Origin of the sequence: Arthrobacter sp. APC 3897 (assembly GCF_030407495.1) — a bacterium.
Taxonomy (GTDB): Bacteria; Actinomycetota; Actinomycetes; order Actinomycetales; family Micrococcaceae; genus Arthrobacter_B.
In genome coordinates, this window is the sequence record NZ_JASDDG010000027.1 from 51,897 (window position 1) to 66,004 (window position 14,108).

Sequence of the window (14,108 nt, forward strand, 5' to 3'; positions counted from 1 at the left end):
CGGCCCCAAAAGCAGCTCTTAGGCCCGTTATCTGTACAACGGAAGCGGTAACCCCGTGAACCACCTGTCGGCGTCCCTCCTTCCGCATGCCGGTTCTTCTTCACTGATTCATTCACTTACGTCAACTTCGCGCACATCCGTCCCGCTTCATAGGATGGAAGGCGGAGCGCCGGACATCGGCGTCCGCCCGGACACCCCCGAGAGGCAGCACACTCATGGTTCATAAGGTTCAGGCCGTAGTCGTCAAGGAAAAGAACGCCCCCGTTTCGCTGGAGACCATACTGGTTCCGGATCCCGGCCCCGGAGAAGCCCTGGTGGACATCCTTACCTGCGGCGTCTGCCATACCGACCTGCACTACAAGCAGGGCGCCATCAATGACGATTACCCGTTCCTGCTCGGGCACGAGGCCACCGGCGTGGTTTCCGCCGTCGGCCCCGATGTCACCGAGGTTGCCCCCGGTGACCGCGTAGTCCTGAACTGGCGTGCCGTCTGCGGTGAATGCCGGGCGTGCCGCAAGGGCGAGCCGCAGTACTGCTTCAACACGCACAACGCCACCCAGAAGATGACTCTGGAGGACGGCACGGAGCTGACCGCGGCCCTGGGCATCGGCGCCTTCGCGGAGAAGACCCTCGTGGCCGCCGGACAGTGCACCAAGGTGGACGACGACGTCGACGCCGCCGCGGTGGGCCTGCTCGGCTGCGGCGTCATGGCCGGCATCGGTGCCGCCATCAACACCGGCGAGGTCCGGCGCGGCGAGTCCGTAGCCGTGATCGGCTGCGGCGGCGTGGGCATTGCCGCTGTTGCCGGAGCGCAGCTGGCCGGAGCCACCACCATCATTGCCGTGGACATCGATGCCAAGAAGCTGGAACTGGCGAAGGCCCAGGGCGCAACCCACGTCATCAATTCCAAGGAAGAAGACCCGGTCGAGGCCATCCGCGCCCTCACCGAAGGCAACGGCGCAGACGTGGTGATTGACGCCGTCGGCCGCCCTGAAACCTACAAGCAGGCCTTCTACGCACGTGACCTTGCCGGCCGCGTGGTCCTGGTTGGTGTGCCCAACCCGGAGATGAAGATCGAGCTGCCCCTGGCCGATGTCTTTGGCCGCGGCGGATCGCTGAAGTCCTCCTGGTACGGAGACTGCCTGCCGTCGCGCGATTTCCCGATGCTGGTGGAGCAGTACAAGCTTGGCCGCCTGGACCTGGACGCTTTTGTGTCCGAGCGCATCGGCCTGAACGACATCGAGGAAGCCTTCACCAAGATGCATGACGGCAAGGTCCTGCGTTCGGTGGTGGTCCTCTAGATGGGCGCGAACATCGACAAGGTCGTCACCTCCGGCACATTTTCGCTGGACGGCGGCACCTGGGACGTGGATAACAACGTGTGGATCGTCGGTGACGACGCGCAGGTGATCATCATCGACCCCGCGCACGACGTCGACGCCGTGGCTGCCGCTGTCGGCGACCGTGAGGTCCAGGGGATCCTGCTCACACACGGACACGATGACCACATCCGCGCCGTGGGCGAGGCCCGGGACCGCTTCAGCGCCCCTGTGTTCATGCACCCCGCGGACCGGATGCTCTGGGACGCGGTGTTCCCTGACGAGGGACCCGACGACGACATCGAGGACGGCGACATCTTCGAGGTGGCCGGCATTACCCTGCAGGCCCTGCACACTCCGGGGCACTCCCCCGGTTCCGTGTGCTTCCTGCTGGCAGCCGACGCACCCGGCGACGGCTCACCTGTGGTGTTCAGCGGTGACACGCTGTTCAGCGGCGGACCCGGCGCCACGGGACGCTCATACAGCGATTTCCCCACCATCATCAAGTCCATCCGTGAGCAGCTCCTGACCCTGCCGTCGGAGACCCGGGTGCTGACCGGGCACGGTGATTCCACCACGATCGGTGCCGAGGCGCCGCATCTGGAGGAATGGATCGCCCGCGGCCATTAATCCGCTGCCCCGGGGGCTGGTGTTATCCTTCCGAGGAGCATCAGCCCCCGAATTCCGTCCCGGCCCGGGCGCTGCCGGCGTTTCATGGGGCCGCTCTTAGGAGTCGAGCCGTTATCGAACAGCAAATAAAAACCCCCAGCGGCCGGTTGATCCTGCGTCGGCCTGTTCCCGGCGACCTGGATGGGTTGTTCCGAATGTATTCGGATCCCCGCCTCATTGAATGCGACCCAACACTCGCCCACAGCTCCATTGCCCATACCCAAGCGGTCCTTGAACGCAGGATTTCGGAGTGGCAGCAGCACGGGCACGGACTCTGGGTGCTGGAGAGCTCCGAATGCGGTTCCGCCGGCGAGCTGGTGGGAATCGGAGGATGCCGGCTTCTGGCAGACACCGCGTGGAATCTGTCCTTTAGCCTGCGCCCCCGGAGCTGGGGGTGCGGCTACGCCAGGGAAGTTGCGGCGGCAGGTATCGAATATGCCGGGGCGTCCCGCCCCGGGTTGCCCGTCACCGCCGTCGTCGCGAAGCACAACACCCGTTCCCGGCGCGCCGTCGAAAGAGCGGGGCTTCGGAAAGAGTGGGAGGGACCGGATAACCATGACCCTGATCCCGCTTCGGTGATGTTGCTCTACGCCGACCGGACGTTGTCCGATGCTCAGGTTTTGGCGCTGACCCGCTGACCGCCCCGGTTGTGGGCAGCCGGGGGCGTTGAACAGCTCGGCAATTATGTAACCGCCTGCCTAAAGCGCAGCGAAGCGGAGCGGCTGATTTCTCCCACAATTTCCGTCCGGCGGACTCTGTGGATGGTATTCCTCTGCCAACCTCGACGATTTTGGTACCCGAATTCCACTCCAAGTAGTTGTGCTGGGACAGCAAAGGGACTCAAATAGTGCCGTGACCAACGAACCCGGCACCACCGCATCGAAAACACCCACCGGATTGAAGCGTGCAATCGGTGCGCCGCTGTTGTTCGCGTTCATCGTGGGCGACACCCTCGGCGCCGGCATCTATACCCTGGTCGGTACCATGGCCGCTGATGTTGGCGGCGCGATCTGGATACCCCTGCTGATTGCGCTTGTCGTCGCCTTGCTCACTGCCGCGACGTACGCGGAGCTGATCACCAAATATCCCCACGCCGGCGGTGCCGCGCGTTACGCCGACCGTGCTTTCGGCATCCCTTATGTGTCATTCCTCGTCGGCTTCCTGATGATGGCCTCGGGCATCACCACAGCCGCTGCCCTCGCGAACGCTTTCGCAGGCGATTATCTGACGGCGATCATCGATGTTCCGGCCGCCCCCGCAGCAATCGTGTTCATCATTCTGCTGACACTGATCAACCTTCGCGGCGTGCGTGAGTCCCTTGGGGCGAACCTCGTCGCCTCCATTATCGAGGTAACCGGTCTCGTCATCGTCATCGTCGTCGCGGCCATCGTCTTTACCTCCGGCAACGGGGAGCCGTCCCGCCTGCTTGAGTTTGCACCGGATGTGCCGCCCCTCCAGGGTGCCTTCGCCGCATCGATCGTGGCTTTCTTCTCATTCCTCGGCTTCGAGGCCGCAGCCAACATGGCCGAAGAAGTACGCAACCCGTCCAAGGCCTACCCCCGCGCTTTGTTCGGCGCCATCAGCACCGCGGGCGTCGTCTATCTCCTCATCGCCATCGGGGCGGTGATCGTCCTGCCGCCGGCTGACCTCGCCGAATCCACCGGTCCTCTGCTCGATGTTGTCGCCGCCAGCGGTGTCGGAATCCCGCCGGGAGTCTTCAGCATCATCGCCCTGATCGCCATCTCCAACGGAGCTCTGCTGTTTATGGTCATGGCCAGCCGTGTCGGCTACGGACTGGCAGAAGCAGAGCTGCTCCCCCGGGCCTTCAGCCGTGTGCTGCCGGGCCGCCAAACGCCATGGGTCTCCATCGTTGTCATTGCCGGATTGACGATAATCCTGACCCTTACCGGAAATCTCGCCACGCTGGCAGAAACCACGGTGCTGCTCCTGCTCCTGGTGTTCCTCTCTGCCAACATCAGCGTTCTCGTCCTCAAGAAGGACAAAGTCGAGCACAGCCACTTCGCAGCCCCGCGGGCCCTGCCGGTCCTGGCCATCATTGCGAGCGTCGCACTTCTCACCCAGCAATCCGCAACCATCTGGCTCAGTGCGGCCGTGTATGTAGTGATCGGATCCCTGCTGTTCCTCGCGGCCCGGGCCGGGCGCAAGCACCAGGAGCGGGTGGACGCCCGCTGAGCCGGGCGTCATTGCCGTGTACCCCGAGCCGACTACGGCAAAGGCCCCGTTTCCCTGCTCCTGGGCAGACAAACGGGGCCTTTCGGGGATTGGCGAACCATCCCCCGACGCTTAGTGCCGGATGTAACGTGTTCGCACGAAGTACAGGCCAACAAGCGAAATGACGGCGATGGCCATGTAGTACAATCCCGGTGCGCTCAAGGACCCGGTGGCACTCAGCAGCCAGGTCAGCACCAGCGGTGCAATGCCCCCCAGCAGTGTGACGCCGACGTTATAGGTGACTGCCAGCCCGGTTCCCCGAACCGCTGCCGGAAACATTGAGGAGAGCAGGGCGGGAAGCGGTCCGAAGTAGAACGCCATGATCACACCGAGTATGCCGATGACCATGACAAGTGTCGGCACCGTTGGATTGGTGACCAGGAGCTGGAACAGCGGCCACGCCAGGAGCAGCGCACCGACTGCCGCATAGGTCATCACCTTTGCGGGTCCCACCCGGTCCGCCAGATGGCCAACAAACGGCACGCCCACGAGGGTAACCACACCGGCAACCACGCCGCCGAGGTACGCCGCAGTTGCGGGGATTTCCAGGTTTGTCACGGCAAACGTGGGCATGTAGAGAATCATGTAAACGGAGATTGTCGCCACACCAATGACGGCCGAACCGGCAAGCAGGCGCCCGTAATGGTTCACGATCAAAGTCTTGACCGGAGAGGATTCCTTTTCACTGTGGATGAATGCGTCGGTCTCCGAGAGCCTGGCGCGGATGTAGAGTCCCACCGGACCGATGAGCAGGCCGACGAAAAACGGCACGCGCCAGCCCCAGCTGTTCAGCGCCTCTTCGGAGAGTCCTTCGGTCAGCGCGAAGCCGAAAGCTGAGGCCAGCAGCATTGAGGCACCCTGGCTTGCCACCTGCCAGGACGAATAAAACGCTTTCTTGTGCGGTGCCGTCTCGATCAGGAATGCAGTAGCAGTGCCGAATTCGCCGCCTGCGGAGAAGCCCTGGATGAGGCGTGAGAGCAGGATAATGATCCCGGCCCACATGCCAACCTGGGCGTAGGTGGGTGCCAGTGCCATGATCAGCGTGCCGACCATCATCAGCAGCAGGGTCAGTGAGAGTGCACTCTTGCGTCCCTTGCGGTCCGCGTAGCTACCGAGCACCAGGCCGCCCAGCGGGCGGATGAGGTAGGAAATCGCAAAAGTGGCAAACGTGAGAATCAGCGCAAAGACCGGGTCTGAATCCGGGTAGAAGTTCCTGGCAATGACGGTTGCGAAGGTTGCGTAGACGATGATGTCGAACCATTCAAGGGCGGCACCAATCGAGCTGCTGATCACCGCCTTCCTGGCATCTTTGAATTGCTTCGGAGTAATCGTTGTTGCTTCGCTCATAAGAGGCTCCAAGCGGGCGTGGGCTGAGGGTTGGCAGACTAGGCGGTGAGTGATTCCACAAGATTGTCGATGAATGCTTCGCACGCGGCAATCTGCTCCAAGGCAATGAATTCGTCAGGTGCATGCGCCTGGGCAATGTCGCCGGGACCGCAAACCACCGTGGGAATGCCCGCATTGGAGAACAGTCCGGCCTCGGTGCCGTAGGTCACCTTATCCGGACTTGGCGTTCCGCCCAGTTCGGCAGCCAGGGAGACTATTGGGTCCTCGGCGGAAGTATCGAGTCCCGGCGTCTGGGCCAGCACCGTAAAGTCGACGCGGGCCTTCGGGTTCCGCTCCTTCATGAACGCCTCAATGCGCAGCGCTTCGGCCCGGAATTCTTCAATAAGTTCCACGGGGTCATCATCTGCAATGGAACGGAATTCAAAGTGAAGCGTGCATGCTGCCGGTATGGTATTTACCGCGATGCCGCCCTGAATTTGGTTCACCGTGGCAGTGGTGTAGGGGACAATGAATGCTTCATCAGACGCACCGGCACCGGCGAACTTCTCAGCCTTGGCATCAACATACGCCGCAAATTCGGCGGCGGCAGCAATCGCGTTGACTCCCTGCGTGGTCAGTGAAGAATGGGCTGCAATACCGTGAAAATCCACCTTGATGACATTGACCGATTTGTGCCCCCGCACCACGCGCATCGAGGTTGGCTCCCCCACGATGGCACCGCGCGGCTTCAGGCCCTCGGCCGTGATGGCCTCTACCAGCCCAACCGCACCGATGCAGCCAACTTCCTCGTCGTAGGAGAAGGCCAAATGGATGGGTTCGCTGAGTTCGGCAGCGACGATGGAGTCGAGTTTGGCCATCACCACGCCAACAAAGGATTTCATGTCACAGGCGCCGCGGGCATAAAGTCTGCCGTCACGTATCTCAGGGGTGAAAGGTTCAGAGCTCCAGTCCTGTCCGTCGACGGGCACAACATCGGTGTGTCCGGAAAGCACAATGCCGCCGGTCCGTGTGCCGTCACCCGCAGGAATGGTGGCGAGCAAATTTGCCTTCTGACCGGTTGCATCGTGAATCAGTTTGGATTCGATGCCCAGGGCTTTGAGCCGCTCACCCACATACTCGATCAGCGGCAGGTTGCTGTCCCGGCTGACTGTCTCAAAATTGATCAGTCTGGTGATTTCCTCAAGCGTTGCATCGCTCGGTGTTGGTGACATTTTTACTCCTGGTATTCATCGGGACAACTGCTGAGGTCCCGCATTATCAGCGGACTGACAGTCGAGAGTCTGTCACTGCGGCCCGTCCTTGTCACACTAATCCGGCCCCGGCCGTCATATTCCCCTTGCACGGTGCCCGCGAATCAGCTGGCACGCGCAGCAATCCTCGTCCTGGGAATTGCCCATTTGTCGTTACGATTGGCAGGTTCGCTCCCAAGTACCCCGGATTGAGTCAATGAGCCGCAAAAGCAAACAGCTGGTCCGACCCCGTAACAGGCCGGACTTCGGCTTGCCCTGGATTCCCATTTTTCTCGGGATTAGTTCCTTGCTTATTGGAATTACCGGGCTCGTGGTGACCACGGCGCAACCGGGGTCCGAGGTCCGGATCGTTGTTGAAGGCCGGCAACCGTGGAATATCTCCCAGGGAACGGTCGAGGCCTCACTTGATGAACCGGTTGCTTCCTGGCAGCCGCTTACCCTCGTGGTCACCGACCGGACCTTGAGTCTTGAGGAACAGCAGGGAAACCTTGCTCCGGGCACCGACATCCTGCTGAGCACCCGGCTCCCGGAACCCAGCAGGGAACGTGCCCCCTATGACACGGTCAGGCAGATACAGGCCGTCGGCAAAGTGGGAATCCGTCCGGTCTTCGATGATCCGGACCGGAACCTTGTCGCAGGCCAGGACATCCACGATGCCTACCAGACCAACGTCGGGCTGGGCCACGGGCCGCTGGCCGTGGTGGCCGCGGCGCAGGAAGCCTCCCTGCAACTCTCCGACCGGTCTGACCAATCATTCTGGCCATGGCTTCTGGGTACCGTTCTGGGTCTGCTGCTGACGGCGTTCGCGATGTCAAAGGCCCTGAAGCGCCGCTCCCTGTGGGAAGCCCGCTTCCGTCGGCTTACCGCCGCTCAACGCCGTCTGGCCGGAGTGGTCCTGGATCTTGAAGCCCTGGAAGCCACCTACCGCACCGTCGATCCGGAACAACGCCCGCCGGGGTTCACCGAAGCGTGGACCAAGGTCCGCGATGCGTCTTTGGAGTTGGCCCGCACCGAGAAAGAAGTTGCTGCGGCAGTGCGCGGGCGCAGCAGCGGCATGACAGCGCGGACCGCCCAAAAGGTGGAAAAGTTCGAAACCGGGGTCTCGGACTTGGTGGCAGCAGCTGATGCAGTGATGGGGGCGGGCGCCGTCATTGGAGGTTTCGGCAGTGGTGAAACTACTTTCCAGCGGCTGGGCGCACCGCTGGCATTCGCCGCCAGGGAACTGTTGACGCGCCTGCGCGCCGCCCCTGCCGGCGCCGTCGAGCCCCAAATGATCACCAGCCTCGAATCTGCGCTGGACTCGCTGCTTGAGGCCGGCGCCGGCACGGCGGGCGGTCCCGGGCCGGCTGTGCATACCTGGGAACGGGCGGAGCGCGGACTCAAACGCCAGGCGCAGACCCTCTCCCGAAAGCTGCGCCATATGCTGCCCCGGCGCAGGCTGCGCCGCATGCCGGCGCAGCCTGTCGTGGCCCCGCGGCCCGCCGAAGACCTGAGCGTGCTGCGCACGAGCCTCGGCCTGGCCCCCCAGGGGTCCCGCCGTTCCCTGGACGCGCTTGATGCGGCCAACGCCATGGCCCGCGAAGTTTTCGGCAGGCTCCCGGAATTCGATGATGCTCAGGACGAGGCACGGGGCAAGGCCCCGGTGAATCCGAAACTTCGCAAACGCATCGGCCTGGGCGCCAAGGTGCTGGCCGGATTCGCGGCCGCATTCATTGCGCTCCTCCTGAGCCTGACGGCCATGTTCGCTATCGATGATGCTTCCGGAACCTTGCCGACCGGGAACCGGCCCCTGGAGGCGCTGCGCTTCGAGCCGGACGGCAGCAAGTTCGATCTGGAAGAGATCCGCCGCAACGTAGGAGACACTTTCATGGAAGACCTGGCAGTGACGGTGGTCGCGGGACGCGCGGAGGATGACCTGCTGATCAGCATGGATTATGAGGTGAACGCCCGAAAGTATGACCCGCAGGATCCCATGGCGAGCTCGCGCGTCGACGCTAACCTGCTCCTGGAAACCATGTGGAAGCTCAAGGCCCAATACCCCCATTTGGTTGACGAGAGCACCGGGGAACTGCTCCCCGGACACGCGCTGGTGCCGGTGTATTTCTTCGATAACGGCTACACGACGGTGCCTGCGTGGATGACTTCGGAGGTCTACTACGCAGATGCCCGCCGGATGGGCCGCTTCAACTGGGATACCAGCGAATTCTTCATTAGTAAGCCCGAGGAAGCCGTGTCCGAATCTCTGGAGCAAATGGCCAAAGCCCAGCAGTGGAACGGCTACACGTGGCAGATCCGTGACTCGGACCCCCTGCTGCTGCTCCTGTTCCCGATCATGGGGATTGTCCTGTTCATCGGTTACCAGGTGCTGCGCTACGGCGGCAGCATGTCCATGCGCCTTGGCCGTTTCGGCAGGGACGCTGCCAGACTGCGCACCGTCCGCAGGGACCTGGAGACACTGACGATGGGGCTGGATGATTCGCGGCTCAACGCGGTGTTCATGGCCGATCAGGGTTCAGCACCGCTGGCGGCCGACGGCGATCAGCGGCTTTTCGAAAGTGCGTTGGCTGTGGCCTGGCGGATGGCCGAGGAGCTTGCGTCCCGCCCGTTGGCCCAGCGTCTGGGCCCGGACTACAGGGATCAGATCCGCAGGCTCGAATACCTGGTCTCGGTGCTGTCGGTGCGCGACATGGATGTGGCAGGGCGGGCACAAGCACTGCTCGACGCGGACCGCGGGGCGTAGAGCGGATCTACGCCCCTGGTGATTCCCCGGAATCCTTCGACTCCGTCACTTGGTCCAGGATCAGGGAGCCCGCGGCCGTAGCGGCCGCCATCACCAGGCGCGGCCGGGTGGCCCCGCGCCGGACCAACCACGTTTCGATCCGCTCATCCAGCACCAGGCTCAGTGCCAGGAACCCGCTCACGGTGACCCCCACCGCCGCCGCCAGTGAGGTCAAGGCCAATACCGGAACCTGCGCCGGGTCCGCATCTGCCCGCACATAGGAAGGCACGGGTGCAGAGCCGTCGGCGCCGTCGTTGGAGCCGGCATTGGCCGGGGTGACGAGATCCACCCTCCCGGCGGCAGCGAGCTTCCGCCCTTTCCGCACGCCGCTGCGCAGAGCAGCAGCCGCGATGATGCCAGTGGCGGCACCGGGAGCAACAACGTAGGCGCGGCGCATCCCCGGGGAGAAGTCAGCGGGGCTTTTCAGGGTGAGGGCACCGGATAACGCGGCAAGCGCGAGCGACAGCGGAAGATTCTTCATGGCCTACACGCTACCTGCCGCCGGCAGACCAAGGTGCGCGGCACGGGATGAGGCGTCACGGGCCGAAACCTGCGGCTGCGCCGGTCTTCACCTTCAAGGCGCTACCGTTTGACCATGATGGCCGAACTTACACCCAGGGGAATACCCGCAGGAGGCACCGGTGCGCGGGGCAGATGAGGCTGACATGGACTTTCTCGATATCGACGGAGCCAAAATAGCATTCAGGGTGACCGGCTCCGGTCCTGCGCTGCTCGCACCGGAGTGCAATTACTCATGGTTTCCCGAGCTCGTGCAGCTGATGGCGCGTCGATTCACCGTCATCATTGCCTCGCCGCGTGACTTCGGAGCCAGCACACGGACCCGCGGACCCTATACAGCTGATTGTTGGGCCGATGACATGCGCCGTGTGGCGATGACCCTGGGTTTTCCCCGGTTCCTGTTTTTCGGTTACTCGTTTACCGGTGCATTCGGCCCCTGGCTGGCGCAGCAGTTGGCCGAACACGGGTCCGTTGCCGCCGCCGTCGCCGGCGGTTTTCCTCTGCTGGGAGACTATGGGGTCACCTCCCGTGACGTGGATGCCCAGATGGCGGAAATGGAACGGGACAAAACGCTCTGGACGCGGATTGATCAAAGGTTCGATCCCGTGGCCGGTGCCGTTTTCTATCGTGAGCTCGCGAAGCTTCCCCCCAATTCCCTGGTTGAAGGTGCCCCTTGTCCGCTCTACTGCTTCTGGGGCGACCGGGATCAAGATGCCGTGGGGATGGTCCTGCCTCCGGAGGAGCTGGCCGAGGGGTTGAGCCGGCGGGGAGTGCCGTGGCAGCAGTATCAGGGGTATGACCATGAGGGCCTCAACAACGATTTGCAGGTTGCATGGCCGGATGCCGAGAGGTGGCTGCTGGAACAGGCCCGTGTGCAAGGCCTTTGAAACGGCGGGTGCTGTTACGCTCCTGACATGACTGCATGGAGCCGCTACCGCACTTCCCCCAGTCTGAGCGGCTGTGTCGCTTTGCTGCCGGGCATTGGCTTTTGTGAGAAGCGACCTGGGGACGAGTTTTGGCAGGACCATCACAGTAGTGCCGTTGAGGAGCTGCAGCACAGCGTCGCCAGAACGAGGCCCCGTCCCAAGTCGCCGGTGATAGAGATGGGCTGGGCGGCTGCAGCCGAGGGAGCGGCGCAGGCAGGCGTTTACGGCGGCGGCCTTCTGAGTCGATTCAAGGGAAGCATAGGCCAGGCAGGCGGGCATCGGGCACATCTATCCCCCTGTCAAAGAGTGCGTACACTCGTTGTCTATCAGGTTCAATCCGTCTCCGGACCGGGTACCAGAGCGTGATCGGAGCTGCAGCAGAACGCCCGGGCACGAGTCGCAGAGCTTTCATATGCCAGCCTGGAGCAGCCGTTCAACACTAGGAGGTCTTCACGTGCGGGGTAAGGAATGACACTCTCCGGGGCGCGGCTGCAGCAGATTGCCCGCGAAACAGCGGCATCGCCTGACCATGCGAGCCACGGGCGTCCGTTCGCCCCGCACCTGGACGTGTGGAAAGTGCGCAGCAAAGTGTTCCTGATCGTCACCGGCGACCTCGCAGGCGGCCTGAAACCGGAGAAGCCGTGAACGGGACCCCGTCTCTGTTCGAGGCCGACGACGCCGCGCGGCCCCTGGCTGACCGGCTCCGGCCCCGCACCCTGCCCGACGTCGTCGGGCAGGAACATCTGCTCGCAGCGGATGCGCCGATCGGCCGGATGGTGGAGGCGCACCGGTTGTCGTCCATGGTGTTGTGGGGTCCGCCGGGGTGCGGGAAGACCACGATCGCCCGGCTCCTCGCCGAGCAGACCGACCTGGCGTTCGAACCGCTTTCCGCCACTTTTTCCGGCGTCGCTGACCTCCGTAAGGTCTTCTCCGCGGCGCAGCGACGGCGCGAGATCGGTCAGGGCACAATGCTGTTCGTCGATGAGATCCACCGGTTCAACCGTGCTCAGCAGGACTCGTTCCTGCCTTACGTTGAGGACGGCACCGTCGTCCTGGTCGGCGCAACCACGGAGAATCCCAGCTTTGAGCTCAACGGGGCCCTCCTGTCCCGAGCCCAGGTTTTCGTCCTGAAACGCCTCGACGACGGCGCGCTTGAGACCCTCATCAGCCGCGCCGAGGACCTCCTTGGTGCACCGCTGCCGCTGACGGATGATGCCCGGCAGGCCCTGGTTGCGATGGCAGACGGCGACGGACGGTATCTGCTGAACATGATCGAGCAGGTCCATGCACTTCCGGGGCCTGTGGACCCGGCGGCGCTTGCTGCGGCGGTGCAGAAACGCGCACCGCTGTATGACAAGGGTCAGGAAGGCCATTACAACCTGATCTCTGCGCTGCACAAGGCAATGCGGGGCTCGGATCCGGATGCGGCGCTGTACTGGCTGGCGCGGATGCTCGACGGCGGTGAGGATCCCCTGTTCATCGCCCGCCGCATCACCCGGTTCGCGAACGAAGACGTGGGCATCGCCGACCCGCAGGCGGTGCAGCAGGCTCTTGCCGCCTGGGACGTGTACGAACGCCTGGGCTCACCGGAAGGCGAACTCGCCATCGCGCAGGCCGTCGTCTACCTCGCCACCGCCCCGAAGTCCATCGGCGTATACCGCGGCTTCAGCAAGGCGCGTGCCGCGGCGAAACGAACCGGGTCATTGATGCCGCCGGCGCACATTCTGAATGCCCCGACCCGGCTCATGAAAGACCTTGGCTACGGTGACGGCTACCAGTACGATCCCGACACCGAGACCGGATTCTCCGGCGCGAACTACTTCCCCGACGGCATGCCCAGGGAAACCTTCTACCAACCCACCAAGCGCGGATATGAGCGTGCCGTTGCCGAGCGGCTCGCTTACTGGGCACGGCTCCGAGCAGCGGCACCCGGTTCCTCTGAACCGGGCGCGCCCGGCAACCCGCCCAACGGACCAGCTGCTTGACCACAGATGGCCAGGACCCCACCCTGGGTCAACCGGGAACAGAGAGGCACATCATGATGCAGACGCGCACACTGGGCACACAGGGCCTGGCCGCTTCCGCTGTCGGATACGGCTCAATGGGCATCACAATGGCCTACGGAGCGGCCGACGCCGAAGGCGGCTCCTCCGCCATCCAACGCGCTTATGACCTGGGTGTCACGTTCTTCGACACCGCCGAGCTTTACGGCTGGGGAGAGAATGAGAAGGTCGTCGGGCAAGCGGTAAAGGACTTCCGCGACGACGTCGCCATTGCGACAAAGTTCGGTTACACCCACGACTTCGGATTCGACAGCCGGCCCGGGCACATCCGGGAGGTCGTGGAGAACAGTCTGCGCAACCTCGGCATGGCCCACGTCGACGTCCTTTACCAGCACAGGGTCGATCCCAACGTCCCCATCGAGGACGTTGCCGGGACCGTCAAGGAGCTCATCGACGCCGGCAAGGTCAGGTACTTCGGCCTCAGTGAAGCCGGCCCCGAAACCATCCGCCGGGCCCACGCCGTTCAACCCGTCTCAGTCCTCCAGACGGAGTACTCCCTCTTTGAGCGTGATGCCGAGATGCTCTTCCCGACGCTGAATGAGCTCGGCATTGGCTTCGTCCCCTACTCCCCTTTGGGCCGCGGATTTCTCACGGGTACAGCTAAGCCTGCCTCGCTGTATGAGGAATCCGACATGCGCAGCTGGGACGCCCGCTGGCAGCCCGGCAACTTCGAGAAAAACGTCGAGGCAACAGTCCAGCTGGCTGAACTCGCTGCGTCCAAGGACGCCACAGTCGCGCAGTTCGCTCTCGCCTGGCTCCTCGCACAGGGAGAGCACATTGTCCCGATTCCCGGCACCCGAAGCGCCGGGCGTGTTGAGGAGAACGTTGGCGCCGCTGACCTCGTCCTCAGCGAAGCCGATCTCTCCCGCATCAGCGAAATCCTGCCCCTCGGTGGCTTCGGCTCCCGCTACCCCGAGGCCATGATTCCGAACTGGCAGTAACACTCAACGACAACACTGGTTGACGATGACGGCACAAGGTACCGTCCGCCTGAGGCGGAGCGG

12 protein-coding genes are annotated in these 14,108 nt (G+C 63.5%); 9 read left to right on the top strand and 3 right to left on the bottom strand.

Annotated elements, in window-relative coordinates; translation table 11 throughout:
• The first annotated feature begins 215 nt into the window (after positions 1–215).
• The 4 genes from QMA10_RS13500 (at position 216) to QMA10_RS13515 (ending at position 4,181) form a co-directional block, all read left to right on the top strand.
• Entirely contained in the window at positions 216–1,301 is a 1,086-nt protein-coding gene (locus tag QMA10_RS13500; protein WP_290169119.1) for an S-(hydroxymethyl)mycothiol dehydrogenase, read from the top strand.
• Entirely contained in the window at positions 1,302–1,949 is a 648-nt protein-coding gene (locus QMA10_RS13505; protein ID WP_290169121.1) for an MBL fold metallo-hydrolase, read from the top strand.
• Positions 1,928–2,626, top strand: coding sequence for a GNAT family N-acetyltransferase (locus QMA10_RS13510; protein WP_290169123.1), 699 nt, complete (start codon positions 1,928–1,930; stop codon positions 2,624–2,626). The genes QMA10_RS13505 and QMA10_RS13510 overlap by 22 nt, the downstream gene beginning before the upstream one ends.
• A gap of 214 nt (positions 2,627–2,840) precedes the next feature.
• Entirely contained in the window at positions 2,841–4,181 is a 1,341-nt protein-coding gene (locus tag QMA10_RS13515; protein ID WP_290169124.1) for an APC family permease, read from the top strand.
• A gap of 111 nt (positions 4,182–4,292) precedes the next feature.
• Here QMA10_RS13515 and QMA10_RS13520 read toward each other — a convergent pair whose 3' ends face one another.
• Both QMA10_RS13520 and argE read right to left on the bottom strand, forming a co-directional pair.
• A complete protein-coding gene (locus tag QMA10_RS13520) occupies positions 4,293–5,567 on the bottom strand; it encodes an MFS transporter (RefSeq protein ID WP_290169126.1) in 1,275 nt (424 codons plus the stop codon).
• A gap of 38 nt (positions 5,568–5,605) precedes the next feature.
• Positions 5,606–6,778, bottom strand: coding sequence for an acetylornithine deacetylase (gene argE / locus QMA10_RS13525; protein ID WP_290169127.1), 1,173 nt, complete (start codon positions 6,776–6,778; stop codon positions 5,606–5,608).
• A gap of 325 nt (positions 6,779–7,103) precedes the next feature.
• Here argE and QMA10_RS13530 point away from each other — a divergent pair, with 325 nt between their 5' ends.
• Entirely contained in the window at positions 7,104–9,557 is a 2,454-nt protein-coding gene (locus QMA10_RS13530) for a hypothetical protein (RefSeq protein WP_290169129.1), read from the top strand.
• Between the two features lie 7 nt (positions 9,558–9,564).
• Here the strand turns inward: QMA10_RS13530 and QMA10_RS13535 are convergent, their stop codons facing one another.
• Positions 9,565–10,077, bottom strand: a complete 513-nt coding sequence (locus QMA10_RS13535; protein WP_290169130.1) for a hypothetical protein — start codon at positions 10,075–10,077, stop codon at positions 9,565–9,567.
• 184 nt (positions 10,078–10,261) lie between these two features.
• Here QMA10_RS13535 and QMA10_RS13540 point away from each other — a divergent pair, with 184 nt between their 5' ends.
• The 4 genes from QMA10_RS13540 to QMA10_RS13555 all read left to right on the top strand — a co-directional run bounded on the left by QMA10_RS13540 (position 10,262) and on the right by QMA10_RS13555 (position 14,045).
• The gene (locus QMA10_RS13540) at positions 10,262–11,002 is read left to right on the top strand and encodes an alpha/beta hydrolase (RefSeq protein ID WP_290169132.1); all 741 of its coding nucleotides are present in this window, start codon (positions 10,262–10,264) and stop codon (positions 11,000–11,002) included.
• A 507-nt stretch (positions 11,003–11,509) separates the two neighbouring features.
• The gene (locus QMA10_RS13545; protein WP_290169133.1) at positions 11,510–11,686 is read left to right on the top strand and encodes a hypothetical protein; all 177 of its coding nucleotides are present in this window, start codon (positions 11,510–11,512) and stop codon (positions 11,684–11,686) included.
• The gene (locus QMA10_RS13550) at positions 11,683–13,026 is read left to right on the top strand and encodes a replication-associated recombination protein A (RefSeq protein WP_290169135.1); all 1,344 of its coding nucleotides are present in this window, start codon (positions 11,683–11,685) and stop codon (positions 13,024–13,026) included. The genes QMA10_RS13545 and QMA10_RS13550 overlap by 4 nt, the downstream gene beginning before the upstream one ends.
• 53 nt (positions 13,027–13,079) lie before the next feature.
• Positions 13,080–14,045 carry an aldo/keto reductase gene (locus QMA10_RS13555; RefSeq protein WP_356835061.1) on the top strand — a complete coding sequence of 322 codons (966 nt, stop codon included), beginning with the start codon at positions 13,080–13,082 and terminating at the stop codon, positions 14,043–14,045.
• The last annotated feature ends 63 nt before the right edge of the window (positions 14,046–14,108 follow it).

Coding starts and splice junctions, on each gene's coding strand:
- QMA10_RS13500 (WP_290169119.1), top strand. CDS start 216: ATGGTTCATAAGGTTCAGGCCGTAGTCGTCAAGGAAAAGAACGCCCCC.
- QMA10_RS13505 (WP_290169121.1), top strand. CDS start 1,302: ATGGGCGCGAACATCGACAAGGTCGTCACCTCCGGCACATTTTCGCTG.
- QMA10_RS13510 (WP_290169123.1), top strand. CDS start 1,928: ATGGATCGCCCGCGGCCATTAATCCGCTGCCCCGGGGGCTGGTGTTAT.
- QMA10_RS13520 (WP_290169126.1), bottom strand. CDS start 5,567: ATGAGCGAAGCAACAACGATTACTCCGAAGCAATTCAAAGATGCCAGG.
- argE (WP_290169127.1), bottom strand. CDS start 6,778: ATGTCACCAACACCGAGCGATGCAACGCTTGAGGAAATCACCAGACTG.
- QMA10_RS13535 (WP_290169130.1), bottom strand. CDS start 10,077: ATGAAGAATCTTCCGCTGTCGCTCGCGCTTGCCGCGTTATCCGGTGCC.
- QMA10_RS13540 (WP_290169132.1), top strand. CDS start 10,262: ATGGACTTTCTCGATATCGACGGAGCCAAAATAGCATTCAGGGTGACC.
- QMA10_RS13545 (WP_290169133.1), top strand. CDS start 11,510: ATGACACTCTCCGGGGCGCGGCTGCAGCAGATTGCCCGCGAAACAGCG.
- QMA10_RS13555 (WP_356835061.1), top strand. CDS start 13,080: ATGATGCAGACGCGCACACTGGGCACACAGGGCCTGGCCGCTTCCGCT.